We start from the raw sequence: 17,768 nt of genomic DNA, 5'->3' as shown, positions 1-17,768 counted from the left end.
GCGTCCGGCGGCGCCGCGCGCCCCTTCGGGCCGCGGAAGCGACCCGCCGCGGGACCCGGCGTCGTCCGGCACGGCGCGGCCCCCGGTGCCCGCTCGCGGGTACCGGGGGCCGGCAGAAGAGCCGTACGGAGGACCCCGGAGGACCTACTCCGCCGACTCCTCCGGAATCTCGTCCGAGGGGTCGTCCGTCTTCGCGATCGCGGCGTTGTCCGCCTCCAGGAGACGCACCAGCTGACGTCCGACGATCCGCTTGAACTTGCGCTGCTGCGGACGCGTACGGTCCAGGACCGCCACCTCCAGGCGCTCGGCGGGAATCTCCCGCTCGCTGCCGTTCGTGTCGCGCGAGAGCGCCTGCACGGCCAGCTTCAGCGCCTCCGCCAGGGACATGCCGTCGCGGTGCCGCTGGTCGAGGAAGCTGCCGATCTGTTCGGCGTTGCCGCCGACCGCGACCGAGCCGTGCTCGTCGACGATCGACCCGTCGTGCGGGAGCCGGTAGATCTGGTCGCCCGCCGGCTCGGTGCCTACCTCGGCGACGACCAGCTCCACCTCGTAGGGCTTCTCGCCCGCGCTGGAGAAGATCGTGCCGAGCGTCTGGGCGTAGACGTTGGCCAGACCGCGGGCGGTCACGTCGTCCCGGTCGTAGGTGTAGCCGCGCAGGTCGGCGTAGCGGACACCGCCGATGCGGAGGTTCTCGTACTCGTTGTACTTGCCGGCCGCGGCGAAGCCGATCCGGTCGTAGATCTCACTGAACTTGTGGAGAGCCCGGGACGGGTTCTCGCCGACGAAGACGATGCCGTCGGTGTACTGGAGGACGACGAGGCTGCGGCCCCGGGCGATGCCCTTGCGGGCGTACTCGGCCCGGTCGGCCATGGCCTGCTGGGGTGAGACGTAGAACGGAGTCGACACCGGGTATCCGTCCCTTTCTGCTGGGCGCTGGGGGTCCCCCGGACGTGGTCCGGGAGAGGCGGCGGATGGTCAGAGCAGGGCGGCGCGCGGGCCGTCGGGCTGCTCCAGGCGCCGATCGGTGACCGAGCGGGCGAGCGCCGAGGACTCCTCCTCGCTGAGTCTGCGGAAGCCCTCGTCGGTGATGACGGTGACGATCGGGTAGATGTGCCGGTAGAGGTCCGGTCCACCGGTCGCCGAGTCGTCGTCGGCCGCGTCGTACAGCGCCTGCACGACGAGCGTGGTGGCCTGCTGCTCCGTCAGGTCGGGGCGGAAGAGCTTCTTCATCGACCCCCGGGCGAAGATCGATCCGGAGCCCGTGGCGGCGAAGCCGTGTTCCTCGGAACGGCCGCCGGTGACGTCGTAGGAGAAGATCCGGCCCTTCTCCTTGCCCTCGTCCCAGCCGGCGAAGAGCGGCACGACCGCGAGGCCCTGCATCGCCATGCCGAGATTGCCGCGGATCATGGTGGAGAGGCGGTTGGCCTTGCCCTCCAGGGAGAGGGTCGCCCCCTCCACCTTCTCGAAGTGCTCCAGCTCCAGCTGGAACAGCTTGACCATCTCCACGGCGAGACCGGCCGTACCGGCGATGCCCACGGCGGAGTACTCGTCGGCCGGGAAGACCTTCTCGATGTCCCGCTGGGCGATCATGTTGCCCATCGTCGCCCGCCGGTCGCCGGCGAGCACCACGCCACCGGGGAAGGTGGCGGCGACGATCGTGGTGCCGTGCGGTGCCTCGACGACCCCCTCGGGCAGCTTCCGGTGACCCGGGAGCAGGTCCGGCGAGTGGTCGGAGAGGAAGTCCATGAAGGAGGACGATCCCGGCGTCAGGAAGGCAGCGGGTAGACGCCCGGTGCTCCGAGTGTTGGCTTCCACGCGTGTCCCTCCAGGTATGAGTCGGCCCGGCGCGTCGTGTCGGGATCTCTCCCAACGAGCCGGTGGCCGTATTGCAGTTGATGCACCGTACGTCACGGACCCTACCCGTCTCGTGGCCGTGATCCACATGTACCGCGGGGGAGGTTCCGCGGATCGGCGAGGCACTCAGCGGTGCGGCGTCCCCGCCGGACGGACGTGGCCCGTCTCCGCGCGCCGCGGCGCGGCGCGCGGGCCGGAGCCCCGTGGGCGAGGGGCGCGAGCGCGCTACTCGCCACCCTTCTGCACGAACGAGCGTACGAAGTCCTCGGCGTTCTCCTCGAGCACGTCGTCGATCTCGTCCAGCACGGAGTCGACGTCGTCGCTCAGCTTCTCCTGGCGTTCCTTGAGGTCGGAGCTCTCCTCCGCGGTCGTCTCCTCGACCTCCTCCGTGGAACGCGTCGCCTTCTGCTGTCCGCCGCCGGTGTCCTTGGTCGCCATATCCCTCACCCCGCTCGAATCGGCCCGCTCGGTTGGGTCTCTCAAGATCAGACCCTACAAGCCAGGTCTGACATCGGCCCCGCAGTTTGGTACAACGCCCGGGCACTAGTCCCATGATTCCCAGTGCCCGGGTATTTCAGGCTTCAGGCGCCGGACAGGACCTGGACCAGTTCCTCGGCCGTCCTGCACCGGTCCAGCAGTTCCTTGACGTGGTTCCTGGTCCCCCGCAGGGGCTCCAGGGTCGGTACCCGTTGCAGGGAGTCCCGCCCCGGCAGGTCGAAGATGACCGAGTCCCAGGAGGCCGCGGCGACGTCGTCCGCGTACTGCTCCAGGCAGCGGCCCCGGAAATAGGCCCTGGTGTCCTCCGGGGGCTTCGTCTCGGCCCGTACGACCTCGTTCTCGTCCAGGAGCCTCTTCATGCGGCCGCGGGCCACCAGACGGTTGTACAGGCCCTTCTCGGGCCGTACGTCGGCGTACTGGAGGTCGACCAGGTGCAGCCGGGCCGCGTCCCAGTCCAGGCCGTCCCGCCGCCGGTACCCCTCCATGAGCTCCCGCTTGGCGATCCAGTCCAGCTCGCCGGCCAGGCTCATCGGATCGTTCTCGAGCCGGTTGAGGGTGTCCTCCCAGCGGCTCAGGACGTCCTTGGTCTGCTCGTCGGCGTCCGCCCCGAAGCGCTCCTCCACGTACTTCCTGGCCAGCTCGAAATACTCCATCTGGAGCTGGACGGCCGTCAGCGTCCGGCCGCTGCGGAGCGTGATCAGGTGCTGGAGGGCCGGGTCGTGGGAGACCTGGTGCAGGGTACGGACCGGCTGGTCCACGGCGAGGTCGACGTTGATGAAGCCGTCCTCGATCATCGACAGGACCAGGGCCGTGGTGCCGAGCTTGAGGTAGGTCGAGATCTCGGACAGATTGGCGTCGCCGATGATCACGTGGAGCCGCCGGTACTTCTCGGCGTCCGCGTGCGGTTCGTCGCGGGTGTTGATGATGGGCCGTTTGAGGGTGGTCTCCAGGCCGACCTCGACCTCGAAGTAGTCGGCGCGCTGACTGATCTGGAAGCCGTGGTCGCGGCCGTCCTGCCCGATGCCGACCCGGCCCGCGCCGGTCACGACCTGCCGGGACACGAAGAACGGGGTCAGGTGGCGCACGATGTCGGAGAACGGGGTCTCCCGCTTCATGAGGTAGTTCTCGTGCGTGCCGTAGGAGGCGCCCTTGTTGTCGGTGTTGTTCTTGTACAGGTGGATCGGCTGGGCCCCGGGCAGCTGGGCGGCGCGCTCGGCGGCCTCGGCCATGATCCGCTCGCCGGCCTTGTCCCAGAGCACGGCGTCGCGGGGGTTGGTCACCTCGGGAGCGCTGTACTCGGGGTGGGCGTGGTCGACGTAGAGACGGGCTCCGTTGGTGAGGATCACGTTGGCGAGGCCGATGTCCTCGTCGGTGAGCTGGCTCGAGTCCGCGGCCTCGCGGGCGAGGTCGAAGCCGCGGGCGTCCCGCAGCGGATTCTCCTCCTCGAAGTCCCAGCGGGCGCGTCGCGCCCGGTGCATCGCCGCCGCGTAGGCGTTGACGATCTGGGACGAGGTGAGCATGGCATTGGCGTTCGGGTGCCCCGGGACGGAGATCCCGTACTCCGTCTCGATGCCCATTACTCGCCGTACGGTCATGCGGCCCTCCTTGCCCGGCGGCGCTCCCCTTCGGGCGCGGCGCTCAAGTACCGCTCTCTGCCGATGCTGGTGCGGTGCCCGTCCCCGCACTGAGCGCGACTCGGCGGTACCGAAGAGCCTAGAGCGACTCCGCGCCGGTGGGGAGATCGATTACGTCTTTGCTGCGGGGGAAAAACAGCCGGCTGCGGATGCCCGTGGTCCGGACATCCGCAGCCGGTTGCGACCTACAGGTACTGACCGGTGTTCGCCACCGTGTCGATGGAGCGTCCCGTGTCCGCGCCTTGCTTTCCGGTGACGAGCGTGCGGATGAAGACGATCCGCTCGCCCTTCTTTCCGGAGATCCGGGCCCAGTCGTCGGGGTTGGTGGTGTTGGGCAGGTCCTCGTTCTCCTTGAACTCGTCCACGCACGCCTGGAGGAGGTGGGAGACGCGAATGCCCTTCTGGTTGTGGTCGAGGAATGCCTTGATGGCCATCTTCTTCGCCCGGTCGACGATGTTCTGGATCATCGCTCCGGAGTTGAAGTCCTTGAAGTAGAGGACTTCCTTGTCGCCGTTGGCGTACGTGACCTCCAGGAAGCGGTTCTCCTCGGATTCCGCGTACATCTGCTCCACGACGGACTGGATCATTCCGTGCGCGGCGGCCTCCCGCGAGCCCTGGTGCTCGGACAGGTCGTCCGAGTGCAGCGGCAGGGTGGGAGTGAGGTACTTGGCGAAGATGTCCTTGGCGGCCTCCGCGTCCGGACGCTCGATCTTGATCTTGACGTCCAGCCGGCCGGGCCGAAGGATCGCGGGGTCGATCATGTCCTCGCGGTTGGAGGCACCGATGACGATGACGTTCTCCAGCCCCTCCACGCCGTCGATCTCGGCGAGCAGCTGCGGGACGATGGTGTTCTCCACATCCGAGCTGACCCCGGACCCGCGGGTGCGGAAGAGGGACTCCATCTCGTCGAAGAAGACGATGACGGGGGTCCCCTCGCTCGCCTTCTCCCGGGCACGCTGGAAGACGAGGCGGATGTGCCGCTCGGTCTCGCCGACGTACTTGTTGAGGAGCTCCGGGCCCTTGATGTTCAGGAAGTAGGACTTCCCCGCGGGCTGTCCGGTCACCTCGGCGACCTTCTTGGCAAGGGAGTTGGCCACCGCCTTGGCGATGAGCGTCTTGCCGCATCCGGGCGGTCCGTAGAGCAGGATGCCCTTCGGCGGACGCAGTTCGTGCTCCTTGAAGAGGTCCGGGTAGAGGTACGGGAGTTCGACCGCGTCGCGGATCATCTCGATCTGGCCGCCCAGACCGCCGATCTTGTCGTAGTCGACGTCGGGGACCTCTTCGAGGACGAGCTCCTCGACCTCGCTCTTGGGGATCACCTCGTAGACGTATCCGGACCTGGGTTCGAGCAGCAGGGCGTCGCCGGGGCGGATGGTGATGTCCAGCAGGGTGTCCGCGAGCCTCACCACCCTCTCCTCGTCGGTGTGCCCGATCACCAGGGCGCGCTCGCCGTCCTCGAGGATCTCCTTGAGGGTGACGATGTCCCCGGCCCGCTCGAACTCCATGGCCTCGACCACGTTGAGCGCTTCGTTGAGCATGACCTCCTGGCCACGCCGGAGCTCCTCGAGCTCGACGCTGGGACTGACGTTCACCCGGAGCTTGCGGCCCCCGGTGAAGATGTCGCAGGTGCCGTCCTCGTTGGACTGCAGGAAGACACCGAAGCCGGCCGGTGGCTGTGCGAGCCGGTCGACCTCCTCCTTGAGTGCCACGATCTGGTCGCGGGCCTCGCGGAGAGTATGGGCGAGCCGCTCGTTCTGCGCGGACACGCCGGCCAGGTTTGTCTGCAGCTCGACGATCCGCTCTTCGAGAATCCTCGTATGGCGCGGAGAGTCGGCGAGCTTGCGGCGCAGGACGGCGATTTCCTGCTCGAGATAGGCAACCTGGCCGGCGGGGTCTTCAGACCCCCGCCCCGGCCGGATGCCGCGGTTGATGTCGTCGTCGTGGGCTGCCACGGTCCTCACCTCCTCCAAGGGGAGCTGGACGCTTCCTGACCCTACCTGCGTGGGTGGTGATTGAAACCCCTAGATCACAAAGACTGTCGGGTGTGTCCGATCTTCACCCTTGCGCTTCCCCTCACGCCAGGTGAATACCCACCCATCAACATCGGAAAGCGGGCGGTTGTATCGTCGTGAGTGGTCAACACCCGTCAGGCTTGACCGGACTTAGGAACGCGACGCAGAAACGGCAGGGAATATGACCGTGCAGCACGAGGCCCCGACGGCGGGCGCCGGCGAGGCGCTGGAGGTCTGGATCGACCAGGACCTCTGCACCGGGGACGGGATCTGCGTGCAGTACGCGCCCGAGGTCTTCGAGCTCGACATCGACGGGCTGGCGTACGTCAAGAGCGCCGACGACGAACTGCTCCAGGACGCGGGGGCCACCACACCGGTGCCGCTGCCGCTGCTCCGGGACGTGGCGGACTCCGCGAAGGAGTGCCCCGGCGACTGCATCCACGTGCGCCGGGTCTCGGACGGGACCGAGGTCTACGGGCCTGACGCGGAGTGACGGGAACGGCGCCCGACTCTCACGCTCCGTGGTCTTCCGGGAGGGGTGTGCCGCGGTTCACCGGGCGAGGGCGCCGTCCGGAGTGGTGCGTACGAACACGCCACCCTGCCAGCGCCACTTGAACCGCTCCCGCTCGTCGGGGCAGCAGCTGGGCACGTCGGGGGACGAGTAGCCGAGCAGGGTCGCGGTGACCGCGCCGTCGCGCACCGCGAAGTCGGCGACGCTCCTCCGCAGGGCCGGGTCCACCAGCGTGGCCACCACACGCGCGGTGCCGTGCTCACCCCGGGTGAGCACGTATATGCCGCTGGGCGGGGTCCCGGATCCCGCTTCGCAGTGCACGACCGCAACGGTCTCGGGGATGCCGTCGCCGTCCAGGTCCCCCTGGCCCTGCCGGACGACCCTGGTGGGCGCGCCGGCGCACCGGAGGGGGTACTCGGCCGTGGCGGAGTCCGGAGCGGATGCCGCCGCGGGGACGGCGGCCGGAGCCGTCCTCGGGCCCGCCTCGGTGATCGCGGTCGCGGGCGCGGGCTGCATCAGGCCGGCCAGGGCGACGACCGCGGCCATCGCGGTGGCGGTGGCCAGCCAGTGCACCGGCCGGGCGTGGGTGTGCGCGAGGTCCGGGACCGCGGAGGGCTGCACGCGAGAAGTCTCCTGTGAAGGTGGCGCGGAAGGAGTTGTCGGGCATCGTGCCACAGGTCACAGCCGGGCGGAACAGCCGGGGTACGGGGACCGCGGGAAGCCCGCGCACGGCGATGCCGAAAGCGAACCCGCACACGCCCGAACGTCGATGTGCCGCCGTGCACTTCCACACGCGGGGCGGGAAGTGTACGGCGGCACGGCGTCGTTGTCGGGACGTCAGGCCCGAGGGACGTCAGCCCTTGTTGGGACCTTCGTAGTCCTCGCCGTAGGCGCCCTTGGCCGGACGGCGGCGGCGCATCGGCGGCTCGACCCCGTCGGCCAGGCGGCGCGCGGTGACCAGGAAGCCGGTGTGGCCGATCATCCGGTGGTCCGGGCGGACGGCCAGGCCCTCGACGTGCCAGTTGCGGATCATGGACTCCCAGGGCTGCGGCTCGGCGTAGCAGCCGAACTCACGGATGGACTCCACGGTGCGGGCGAGCTGGGTGGTGGTGGCCACGTAGCAGCAGAGGATGCCGCCGGGCACGAGCGCCTTGGAGACGGCCTCGAGGCATTCCCAGGGAGCGAGCATGTCCAGGATGACGCGGTCGACGTCGGTGTCGGACAGGTTGTCCTGGAGGTCGCCGACGGTCAGCTGCCAGGCGGGGTGGGGCCCGCCGAAGTAGCGCTCGACGTTGCCCTTGGCGATCTCCGCGAAGTCCTCACGGCGCTCGTAGGAGTGCAGCATTCCGCTGTCGCCGATGGCGCGGAGCAGGAAGCTGCTGAGCGAGCCCGAGCCGACCCCGGCTTCCACGACGCGCGCGCCGGGGAAGATGTCGGCGAAGGCCAGGATCTGCCCCGCGTCCTTGGGGTAGACCACGGCGGCGCCGCGGGGCATGGACAGGACGTAGTCGGGGAGCAGGGGGCGCAGCGCAAGGTAGGCGACGTTTCCCGTGGTACGGACAACACTGCCCTCGGGAGCACCGATCAGCTCGTCGTGGGGGAAGGAACCCTTGTGGGTGTGGAAGTTCTTCCCGGCCTCGAGCGTGAACGTGTAGTGGCGTCCCTTGGGGTCGGTGAGCTGGACCTGGTCCCCGACCTTGAAGGGCCCGCGTCGGCGGGCGGCACCGGTCGGTTCGGACATGTGACCAGAGTACCGGGGTTATCAGGAGGGTCTTGCCATGGCCCGGACGAAGGCGCGTTCCACGTCCGCGGTGGAGAGCACTCCGTAGATCTCCCCGGTGTCCTCGACGACGAGGTACTCGGTGGCGGGGCTGGCGCGCAGGTGGTCCAGGAGGGGCTGGCCGGACAGCTCGGCCGGCACCCGCATGCCCTCGGTGAGGTCCTGGGCCAGGCCGCTGACGGCCACCCAGGGGCGACGGTGCTGCGGGACTCCGGCGATGGCGGTCTCGCGGACCAGTCCGGTGGGGGTGCCCTGGCCGTCGACGACGACGAGGGCGCGGGCGCCGGCCTCGTTGGCGCGGCGCAGCGCCTCGGAGAGCGGGGTGGCCGGTTCCACCGGGATGGCGCGGCGGGTGAGGCTGCGGGCACCCAGTTCGGGGAGGTGTTCGCGCAGGCGGGCCATGCGCAGGCTGTTGCCGGCGCCGGTCCAGATGATCGCGGCGAGGATCGCGGCCAGCAGGGCGTCGGTGACGGTGTCCATGCCGCTGATCTCGTCGGTCTCGTTCCCGAGGAGACCCGTGCGGGTGAGCAGCGGCAGGCCGATGAGGACGGCGACGGCGAGCGCGCGGCCGACCCAGGCGGCGGCGACGGTGCCGCTCATCGGCTTGCCGGTGATCTTCCAGACCACGGCGCGCAGCATCCGGCCGCCGTCCAGCGGAAGCCCGGGCAGCAGGTTGAAGACCGCCACGATCAGGTTGGAGATCATCAGGCCGCCGAGGAGGACACCGGGGACGGTGCCGGGTTCGACGGCGTAGAGGGTGAGGTAGAAGACACCGGCGAGGACGAGGGAGAGCAGCGGACCGACGAAGGCGAGCACGAATTCACGCCCGGGGGTCTCGGTCTCCTTCTCGATCTCGGAGACGCCGCCGAAGAACTGGAGCTGGATACGGCGCACGGGGAGTTTGAACCGGAGCGCGGCGACGGTGTGGGCCAGTTCGTGGACCAGGACGGACGCGTAGAAGGCGACCGCGAAGAACAGGGAGACCAGGTAGCGGGCGGCTCCGAGGTCGGGCAGTACGCGCTGGATCTGGTCGCCGAAGACCCAGGTGATGAGGGCGGCGACGAGGAACCAGCTGGGGGCGACGTAGACGGGCACGCCGAAGGGCCGGCCCATGAGGATGCCGCCGCCGGGCTCCTCGGCACGTCGCGGCTTGTCGCCTCCGCCGCCGGCGGGACCGCCGGGCCGCCGCGGTTCGTCTGGCCCGGGTTCCGATGCGCCGGACCGCGGCCGGTCGTTCTCGCCGCGCTCGTCGTCCTGGTTCACGGGTTCCTTTCGTGGCCGAACTGTGTGATCCGCTCCGTCGCGGTACCGCGTCGCGTCTCGATCATGCGGTGTGAGGGGTCTGTCGTCGATGGTATGCCGCTCGCTGTCGGTGGCGGGTCGTAGGGTCTGGGTCATGAGTACGAGCGAGCAGCCGCCGGCGGGGCCCCGCGCCCCCGTGTCGCTGTCGCCCTCGCGGGCGAGCGACTTCATGCAGTGTCCCCTGCTGTACCGGTTCCGGGTGATCGACAGGCTGCCGGAGAAGCCGAGCGAGGCGGCGACCCGGGGCACGCTGGTGCACGCGGTGCTGGAGCGACTCTTCGACGCCCCGGCGGTGGAGCGGACGGCGCCGCGGGCGAAGTCGCTGGTTCCGGGGCAGTGGGACCGGCTTCTGGAGTCGAGACCGGAGCTGGCCGGGCTGTTCGCGGAAGACGCCGAGGGCGAGCGTCTGGCCCACTGGCTCGGCGAGGCGGAGCAGCTGGTCGAGCGGTGGTTCACGCTGGAGGACCCGACGCGGCTGGAGCCGGCGGAGCGCGAGCTGTTCGTCGAGACGGAGCTGGATTCGGGGCTGCGGCTGCGAGGGGTGATCGACCGGGTCGACGTGGCCCCGACGGGCGAGGTGCGGATCGTCGACTACAAGACGGGCAAGGCGCCGCGGCCGGAGTACAGCGAGGGTGCCCTGTTCCAGATGAAGTTCTACGCGCTGGTGATCTGGCGGCTGAAGCGGGTGGTGCCGCGGCGCCTGCAGCTGGTCTATCTGGGCAGCGGGGACGTGCTGACGTACGACCCGGTGGAGGCCGACCTGCTCCGGGTGGAGCGGAAGCTGCTGGCGCTGTGGGAGGCGATCCGGCTGGCGACGGAGACCGGGGAGTGGCGGCCCCGGCCGACGAAGCTGTGCGGCTGGTGCGACCACCAGGCGGTGTGCCCGGAGTTCGGCGGCACTCCCCCGGTGTACCCGCTGGAGATCGTCTCCGCACGCCCGCCGGAGCCGGACGAATCGGGGCAGGGCAGAATGGGGCCGGTCCCGCCCGCCCCGTAGAGGAGTTCCTGTGGCCATCCGCGTCCTTCTGGTCGACGACCAGCCGCTGCTGCGCACCGGTTTCCGGATGATTCTGGAGGCGGAGCAGGACATCGCGGTCGTCGGTGAGGCCGGGGACGGCCTGCAGGCGCTGGAGCAGGTGCGGGCGCTGCAGCCCGACGTGGTGCTGATGGACATCCGGATGCCGAGGATGGACGGCGTGGAGGCGACCCGGCAGATCACCGGTCCGGGACGCGACGGTCCGGCGAAGGTGCTGGTGCTGACGACCTTCGATCTGGACGAGTACGTCGTGGAGGCTCTGCGGGCCGGGGCCAGCGGGTTCCTGCTGAAGGACGCTCCGGCCGCCGAGCTGGTGCAGGCGATCCGGGTGGTGGCGGCGGGCGAGGCGATGCTGGCTCCGTCGATCACCCGGCGGCTGCTCGACAAGTACTCGGCGCATCTGCCCTCGGGTGAGGAACAGGTGCCGCAGACGCTGAACACGCTGACCGAGCGTGAGGTCGAGGTGCTGAAGCTGGTCGCGCGGGGGCTGTCGAACGCGGAGATCGCGGCGGATCTGTTCGTCAGCGAGACGACGGTGAAGACGCACGTGGGCCACGTGCTGACGAAGCTGGGCCTGCGCGACCGGGTGCAGGCGGCGGTGTACGCGTACGAGAGCGGCCTGGTGCGGCCGGGCGCGCAGTAGCGGCGCCGCCCCGGAGGACGTACGGCGGAGGGTCCGGCGCGCTCGTCGCGTGCCGAACCCTTCTCGCGTGCCACCGTCGTGGCGCCGCGCTCTCCGGACGGGGCGCGCGGCGGCCGGGGCGGCGGGTCAGTTCTTCTTGGTCTCCTAGGTCCTGTCTGAAGTCCAGATCACGAATGTGTGGGATCGCCTGCGCGCGACGGGGTGTCCTTGGTAGTCAAGTGGCCATGGCGCGAGGCGATCTCACCGACGAGCAGTGGTCCCTGATTGAGCCCCATCTCCCGATCGCCGCGGTCGGGCCTATCCCCGACCTGCGGAAATACTTCAACGCGGCGATGTGGCGCTTTCGGACCGGCAGCCCGTGGCGCGACCTGCCGGAGGAGTTCGGCCCCTGGCAGAGTTCCTACGACCGCTTCCAGGTCTGGGCGAAGCAGGGCATCTTCCAGAATCTGATGGAGATGGTGATCGCGGAAGCTGCCGCCCGCGACCAGGTCGACCTGGGGCTGGTCAGCGTGGACTCGGCGACAGCACGGGCACACCACCATGCCGCCGGGATGATCCTGGATCCGGAGCAGCTGGCAGCCCTGGAGGCGGCTGTCGAGGCCGAAAAGGGGGCCCGGCGGAAGGACAACAGCCGCAAGACCGGCAGGAAGAGGACCCCGCCCGCGAGGAGCGACGCCGGGTTCGCCGACGGTACCGGATCCGCTTGACCGCCGCTGACCTGGGGCGTTCGAGGGGTGGGCTGACCAGCAAGATTCATCTGGCGGCTGACCGGCGCTGCCGTCCGCTGGCGTTCGTGCTCACGCCCGGGCAGTGCGGTGACAGTCCGCAGTTCGTCCCGGTGCTGGAGAAGGTGAAGGTCCGCGGGCCGGTCGGGCGCCCGAGGACCCGGCCGGACGCCATAGCCGGCGACAAGGCGTACTCGTCCCGCAGCAACCGTGCTCACCTGCGCAAACGCAACATCAAGGCCGTCATCCCGGAGAAGAAGGACCAGGCCGCCAACCGGAAGAAGAAAGGCCGCAAGGGAGGCCGCCCCGTCAGCCACGACTCCGCGCTCTACAAGAAGAGAAACACCGTCGAGCGGTGCATCAACCGTCTCCGAAACTGGCGGGGCATCGCCACCCGCTACGACAAGACCCCAACCAGCTACGAAGCCGGACTGCACCTGTGCGGTGCGATGCTCTGGCTCCGCAGCATCACACCGCCCTCATGATCCGAACTTCAGACAGGACCTAGTAACGGGCCGGGTCGGTGACCTGCGGGGATCTCTCCTGTAGGTCGCTGACCTGGCCTTTTGCTGTTGACTGGCGATGGGGTGCGACGGTCCTGATCGGGTGTCCTGCGGACTGTGTGCGGACTCCGAGCGCTCACGAAATAGCAGCGACGTCGATGCATCCTGAGCCAGGCGCCCGCACCCTCAAGGCGATCCTCCGCTGTCTGATGTGAACCCGGCGAGTGGAACGACCAGCATCATATTGGTCATAACGTAAGAAATAGGAACGTAGCCAGCTAAAGGCATAAATGCGTCGTGGATGCTGAGGGGCTCCAAAAACCCCATACTTCTGCCCCGGCACACAGCTAGCATTACGTCCCTACATGCGGCACGAGCACCATGCAGTGGAGTCGGCATGACCGTCATGAACAACCAAACCCCTGATGCGGCAGTTCCGGAGAGCAGGAAGCGCAGTGGTGCGGGGCACAAGCTTTCTCTGCTCACCTATGCCGACCTTTCTGAAGCTGCCGCGAGGATGCAGGCCGGCGCTACAAAGACGAAGGCGGGATGGGAAAACCTTCGGGCGTTGCTTAACCAACTTCAGGGTGAAAACTCAGGCGCACTCGATCCTACTCAGGGCGAAGCCTGGAGTATCAAGGGGTTGCGTCTCTGTGGGTTCCAGGGGACTACGTCTGAGCTCTCCATGACGATCGATCCTTCTCCTGGAATCAGCATTTATCACGGCCCGAACGGATCCGGCAAGTCGACCATTGCTGATGGGATTCGTACCGCGATGTCAGGCAAGACAGGATGGTGGACTGAGGTAGCCGCGCCTACGGGGCGAAGCAAGTTCGATCCGCTCTGGGAAAAGATTAATCGGGCCCGTGACAGTTCGAAATCGTGGGCGGAGGTCACACTCGTACGAACGGGTGAAGAGCTGACCTTGAAGTGCGTACTCACCGACGGCGGTGAAGTTAGCGACGCCTACGGCGAATGGAAGACCTCCTCTGCGGAAGTGCGCCGTGTTGACATGGGAAGCACATGGCGTCACGCACTGGAAGGGCATCCGCCCGTCTTTTCCTACGCAGAGGTGGAAAGGCGAGTCCAGCAGAGCAATGATTTGCAGCGTTACATTGCCAATCTTCTCGCGCTGGGCGGGGCTTTCACGCATCTGGAGGCGCTGGTTTCCGAGCTGAGTGAGGCTGCCTCTACTAGTAAGAAGAAGATCGATGTCGCCCTCAGGGATGGAAAGGTTCGAGTCGCCGAAGTTGACCGTCTATTTCGTCTCAAGGAGCCGGCGGTCGATATAGAAGATGTCTCCTGGCCGGAAATTACCGACAGCATCGAGGGCTGGCTGATTAGTCACAAGCTCGTAGACGGTGGTTTGCCGACGGTAGAAGTCACCAGTGTAGACGTGGAACGCCTGAGGTTGTCACTGTCGTCCGTGGATGCTGCATTCCAGAAGCTGGAGGGCGTCCCTGAGCTGACGAGTCCGAGAATCTCTCAGCATTTGGACGCGCTTTACAAAGATGCTGTTGAGGTTGCACCGGGCTCAGCATGCCCCGTTTGTAATTCGGCAGTTGATAATTGGGTGCAGACTCTGCATGAGAATGTGGAGCGGCACGCTGAACTGGCGCCAATCCACGAAGAGATGCGTGATGCATTGAGTGAACTCAGGGATGCTTCTGCTGTTGTGAGTCACGTCGCAGAAGTTCTTGAGTTGATCCATTCGTCAAGCGGCGCTCACAGGACTGCATCGGCGAGTGCAGCGGCAGTTGCAGAGCGCCTTCGCACTGCAATGAGTTACCACGGGAGTCGGCCTGCATTGGAGGTACGGGACGCATTCCTGGCCTTGAGGAACTCCACTAATACCGCTGGCTGGGGTGAGGCGAGTGGCGTGGCGGTCGAAGCAAGCGAGGTGACACGTAAGTGGCTTCGTGAGCGCAGGGGGGCTCTTGAAAACTTCCTGCATGTGTGGCGGACGGAGCAGGAAACAGCTAAGGAAAGCGCTCTGTGGCAAGAGACTAAGAAGTGCTCTACGACTCTGGCCGACAAGCTGCGCAAAGAGCGGACTGAACGCTTCAAGGAGAGGGCGGATAAGCGAGTCAGGCAGCTGCTGGAGGATGTTGGGATCTACTTGAACGGAATTCACCTGACGACAACCCGGGCTGATGTAAGCGTAAGCAATTCGAGTGGTCAAGAATTGCAGCTGTCAATGCTGAGCGCTGGGCAGAGAAACGCTTTTCTCCTTGCTCCGTTGCTCTCTACTGCCGAGTCTGGGCCGTTCTCTTTCTTGATTCTGGATGACCCTGTTCATGCTTTTGATGAGATTCGAGTTGACCGTCTGGCGTCGGTTTTGGTCGATCTCAGTTCCGAGCGACGAGTGATAGTTTTTACTCATGATGAGCGCTTGAAGCAGCATCTCCTTGCTCGGGCGGTAAACGGACAAGCTTGGAGAGTGAGCCGTGATGTCGAGAAAGGCGAAATCGACATCGAGTCGACGGACGAGATGTGGAGAGTATTGCTGGATGATGCCCGAAACATCGTCACTTGGGCGCCACGGTCGTCTCCCACTGCCTATTTGACTGAAGGTCAGGTTGTGAGAGGGCTGTGTAGGCAGGCGGTTGACCATGCCCTGCATTCCTGCGTTGTCCGCTACTCGTTGGCGCGGGGGCAGGATGTGGCGCGCAACCTCGAATCGATCGATCTGCTCGATAACACCTTGAAAAGGGTGGCTTTCGCAGAAGGGTTGATTAATGCGACCCATGCTGGCAAAAACCCGATCGATGAATTCAACGGGATTTGTGGACCGTACCTGCGTGGTTGGAACAAGGCAGTCCACGGATCGGATGGCGCGAAAGCGGATCTGAACTTGGAAATCGATAAGGCGCGAGAAGGGTGCGCATTGATCACTGGCTGGGTCTTCTCATGAAGCTTGACGGTGCATCTCGGCGGCGCATTGAAGTTTTTGAGTTGAGGCTTCGCATCGAGTTGGCAACTATCGAGGCATACCATCGGGTATGCCGGCCAGAGAATCCACTTCTGTACATTAATAACGTGACGGGGCGGCTCTCTATGGTGATCGCCCTAGTCCCTCCAGAAAATGTACTGGAAGCGGTCGGCTTGGTGCGTCTAGTTAGGCATGTTTATGGTCGGGCATCGGACATTCTGCATGGCAGGTCGAGCATGGTGGATGCCCCAGCCGTGATTATCGATGAATGGCGCAGCATTGTTGAGAGACTGGAAACACTAGCCGGCGTGCGGACAGCAGAGGACTCGAACTGAACGCGCTCTGCTCTGAGAGGTGCGGAGTTGGTTTTGGCCGTTCAGAACCGCTGTTGCGGCGAGCCGGACGTGAGGACCGAGACCGGGAGATTGGCTCCGGTAGGTCTAGCGCCAGCCGTCGAGGGATACTTCGGGACCGTCGGAGAGATAGCGGCGGAGCGCGCTGGCGGTGGTGTCCACGAAGTTTTCGGGGATGGTGTCGGCGTCAACCCAGCGGACTTGGGCGTGCTTGCGCGGTTCGCGGTTCTCTGGTTTGCCGGACCAGTCGTGGGCGGCGAAGACGATGGTGAGGAAGCCGTTGGGGGCCTCGACGCCCCAGGCGCCGTGGATGACGTGGGCGACCTTGAGGGACTCGGGCTTCACCGTGAGGCCCGTCTCCTCGTAGAGCTCGCGGACTGCCGTCTCCGTGATGGGTTCGCCCGGTTCGCTCTTGCCGACGGGGAGGTCCCACAGGCCCTGGGCGAACTTGGCGTTCTCGCTGCGCTGGAGGAGGACGACGCGGTTGGTCGCCTTGTCGTGGACGATGACGGCGGCGACCAGCAGGGTCATGGATTCGAGCGCCGGCTTCAGGGCCTTGGGCTGGTCGTCGGTCTGCTGGGTCACGGTGTTCCCTTCGTCGGGCGGGTTGTTGGGCATGTTAGGCGAGGGCCTCACGAGCACGGCGGGCGAGATCGGCGGCACCGGGTACCTTGCGCCTCTGGTAGATCGCCAGAGTGGAACGGATCGAGGTGATCGCCTTGCGCGTCCGGTCGGAGGTCATGCCCTCCATGAGCACGAGGGCCTGGGTCCAGGCGGCGACGGCTTCGTCGGCGCGGGCCTGGGCGGCGAGGCTGTCGCCGAGGTCGGCGTGGGTGAGGGCGTGGACGCGCTTGTACTTCTGGGGGTCCCAGCGTGTGAGGGCGTCCCGGTGCTGCTGCTCCGTGCCGATGTGGTCGGCGAGGTCTGTCAGGGTGCGGGCGGTGTGGCTGGCCACGGTGCCGGCGGCGGGGCCGCTCACGCGGGAGTAGCTGGGCTGGGGGCCGTCGTCTCGTAGGAGGGCGTCCTCGGCGGCGAGTAGGGCGCGCGCGGCCAAGGGGTTCTCGTTGACCGCGGCGTAGGCGCGGGCGTGCGTGATATGGAGGAGCGCTTCGGTCTGGCCGTCGACGTGGCCGAGACCTGTGCGGAGGGCGCCTTCGACGAGGTCGACGCAGTGGTGGGGCCGCTTGAGGCTGAGGGCCTGGTGGGCGAGGGCGCGCATCATCCAGGCGGCGTGGCCGTGGGGGTCGGCTTCGCAGGCGAGCTTGTAGCCGACCTGGTAGTAGCGCTGGGCGGCGCCTTCTTGGCCGAGGTCGTGGTGCTTCCATCCTGCGAGGTAGGCGAGTTCGGCGACGGCGCCGAAGGCGGCCCGGCGTAAGGCTTCGCTGGGGAAGCGTCCGCGCAGCATGGGGGCGGCGGTGTCGGCGAGGTACGCGGTGACGGTGGTCAGGCCGTGCCCGCCGCCGAGGCGCTCGTCGGCGGCGCTGAAGGCCGCGGTGATCTGCCGTACGACGTCCACGTCCTCCGCGCCGACCAGGGACGTGCCGGTGCGGGCGCGGAGCATGCGGGCAGTGGCTTCGTGGTCGTATCCGAGCGGCATGGCGACGCCGGCGGTGGTGAAGGCCGCGATGGCGAGGAAGCGGCGGCGCTCGACGTCGGCGCGGCCCAGGTCGGTGGCGGCGAGGACAGGGTCGGATTCCGCCGGCGCTTCGTCATCGCTGGCCTGGAGGCCGATCTCGGTCTGGGAGACCATGCGTCCCGCTCGGCGGGACAGCGCCTCGGCCAGGTACTGACCTACCCGGCCCGACGGGGCGCGGGTGCCGTTCACCCAGTGCGAGATGGCCGACTTGTTGGTCTGGAGGATCTCGCCGTTCTCGGCCGCGATGCGCCGCACGTCTCTGGCGAGGGCCTCGTAGGTGCAGTCGACCGCCGCGATGACGTCGCGCAGACGGGAATTGGGGTCTCTCTGCGCCGCCACGATCGCCTCC

14 protein-coding genes and 1 pseudogene are annotated in these 17,768 nt (G+C 67.3%); 5 read left to right on the top strand and 10 right to left on the bottom strand.

The window, feature by feature from the left end; genetic code table 11:
• Window positions 1–144: 144 nt before the first annotated feature.
• The 5 genes from prcA to arc form a co-directional block, all read right to left on the bottom strand.
• Window positions 145–906 carry a proteasome subunit alpha gene (prcA, locus tag OG393_RS26990; RefSeq protein WP_327377291.1) on the bottom strand — a complete coding sequence of 254 codons (762 nt, stop codon included), beginning with the start codon at window positions 904–906 and terminating at the stop codon, window positions 145–147.
• A gap of 69 nt (window positions 907–975) precedes the next feature.
• Complete coding sequence (gene prcB / locus OG393_RS26985) at window positions 976–1,815, bottom strand: proteasome subunit beta (protein WP_327377290.1); 840 nt, start codon at window positions 1,813–1,815, stop codon at window positions 976–978.
• Window positions 1,816–2,079: 264 nt separating this feature from the next.
• Window positions 2,080–2,292, bottom strand: a complete 213-nt coding sequence (locus OG393_RS26980) for a ubiquitin-like protein Pup (RefSeq protein ID WP_327377289.1) — start codon at window positions 2,290–2,292, stop codon at window positions 2,080–2,082.
• A 143-nt stretch (window positions 2,293–2,435) separates the two neighbouring features.
• A complete protein-coding gene (dop, locus tag OG393_RS26975) occupies window positions 2,436–3,947 on the bottom strand; it encodes a depupylase/deamidase Dop (RefSeq protein ID WP_327377288.1) in 1,512 nt (503 codons plus the stop codon).
• A 224-nt stretch (window positions 3,948–4,171) separates the two neighbouring features.
• Complete coding sequence (arc, locus tag OG393_RS26970; protein WP_327377287.1) at window positions 4,172–5,938, bottom strand: proteasome ATPase; 1,767 nt, start codon at window positions 5,936–5,938, stop codon at window positions 4,172–4,174.
• Window positions 5,939–6,179: 241 nt separating this feature from the next.
• On the opposite strand from arc, the gene OG393_RS26965 reads away from it, so the two are divergent.
• A complete protein-coding gene (locus OG393_RS26965; RefSeq protein WP_327377286.1) occupies window positions 6,180–6,491 on the top strand; it encodes a ferredoxin in 312 nt (103 codons plus the stop codon).
• 57 nt (window positions 6,492–6,548) lie between these two features.
• Here the strand turns inward: OG393_RS26965 and OG393_RS26960 are convergent, their stop codons facing one another.
• From OG393_RS26960 to OG393_RS26950, 3 genes are all read right to left on the bottom strand, one after another.
• Window positions 6,549–7,130: a hypothetical protein gene (locus tag OG393_RS26960; RefSeq protein ID WP_327377285.1), complete on the bottom strand. Its 582-nt coding sequence runs from the start codon at window positions 7,128–7,130 to the stop codon at window positions 6,549–6,551.
• 232 nt (window positions 7,131–7,362) lie between these two features.
• Window positions 7,363–8,250: a tRNA (adenine-N1)-methyltransferase gene (locus OG393_RS26955; protein ID WP_019884997.1), complete on the bottom strand. Its 888-nt coding sequence runs from the start codon at window positions 8,248–8,250 to the stop codon at window positions 7,363–7,365.
• Window positions 8,251–8,271: 21 nt separating this feature from the next.
• Window positions 8,272–9,762, bottom strand: a complete 1,491-nt coding sequence (locus OG393_RS26950; RefSeq protein WP_442817365.1) for a site-2 protease family protein — start codon at window positions 9,760–9,762, stop codon at window positions 8,272–8,274.
• Here OG393_RS26950 and OG393_RS26945 point away from each other — a divergent pair.
• The 4 genes and pseudogenes from OG393_RS26945 to OG393_RS26930 all read left to right on the top strand — a co-directional run bounded on the left by OG393_RS26945 (window position 9,686) and on the right by OG393_RS26930 (window position 15,412).
• The gene (locus OG393_RS26945) at window positions 9,686–10,588 is read left to right on the top strand and encodes a RecB family exonuclease (RefSeq protein WP_327377283.1); all 903 of its coding nucleotides are present in this window, start codon (window positions 9,686–9,688) and stop codon (window positions 10,586–10,588) included. The genes OG393_RS26950 and OG393_RS26945 overlap by 77 nt on opposite strands.
• Window positions 10,589–10,598: 10 nt before the next feature.
• Complete coding sequence (locus OG393_RS26940; RefSeq protein WP_327377282.1) at window positions 10,599–11,270, top strand: response regulator transcription factor; 672 nt, start codon at window positions 10,599–10,601, stop codon at window positions 11,268–11,270.
• A 224-nt stretch (window positions 11,271–11,494) separates the two neighbouring features.
• Window positions 11,495–12,480: pseudogene (locus OG393_RS26935) on the top strand (IS5 family transposase).
• A gap of 415 nt (window positions 12,481–12,895) precedes the next feature.
• On the top strand, window positions 12,896–15,412 hold the full coding sequence (locus tag OG393_RS26930; RefSeq protein WP_327377281.1) for an ATP-binding protein: 2,517 nt from the start codon (window positions 12,896–12,898) through the stop codon (window positions 15,410–15,412).
• Window positions 15,413–15,870: 458 nt separating this feature from the next.
• Here OG393_RS26930 and OG393_RS26925 read toward each other — a convergent pair whose 3' ends face one another.
• Together OG393_RS26925 and OG393_RS26920 are read right to left on the bottom strand one after the other, a co-directional pair.
• Window positions 15,871–16,401 (bottom strand): NUDIX domain-containing protein, encoded by a 531-nt coding sequence (locus OG393_RS26925; protein WP_327377280.1) that lies wholly within the window; start codon window positions 16,399–16,401, stop codon window positions 15,871–15,873.
• A 1-nt stretch (window position 16,402) separates the two neighbouring features.
• Window positions 16,403–17,758, bottom strand: a complete 1,356-nt coding sequence (locus OG393_RS26920) for a hypothetical protein (protein ID WP_015036116.1) — start codon at window positions 17,756–17,758, stop codon at window positions 16,403–16,405.
• Between the last annotated feature and the right edge of the window lie 10 nt (window positions 17,759–17,768).

This window comes from Streptomyces sp. NBC_01216, assembly GCF_035994945.1.
Lineage (GTDB): Bacteria > Actinomycetota > Actinomycetes > Streptomycetales > Streptomycetaceae > Streptomyces.
This window is presented reverse-complemented; position numbering and strand designations above follow the sequence as displayed.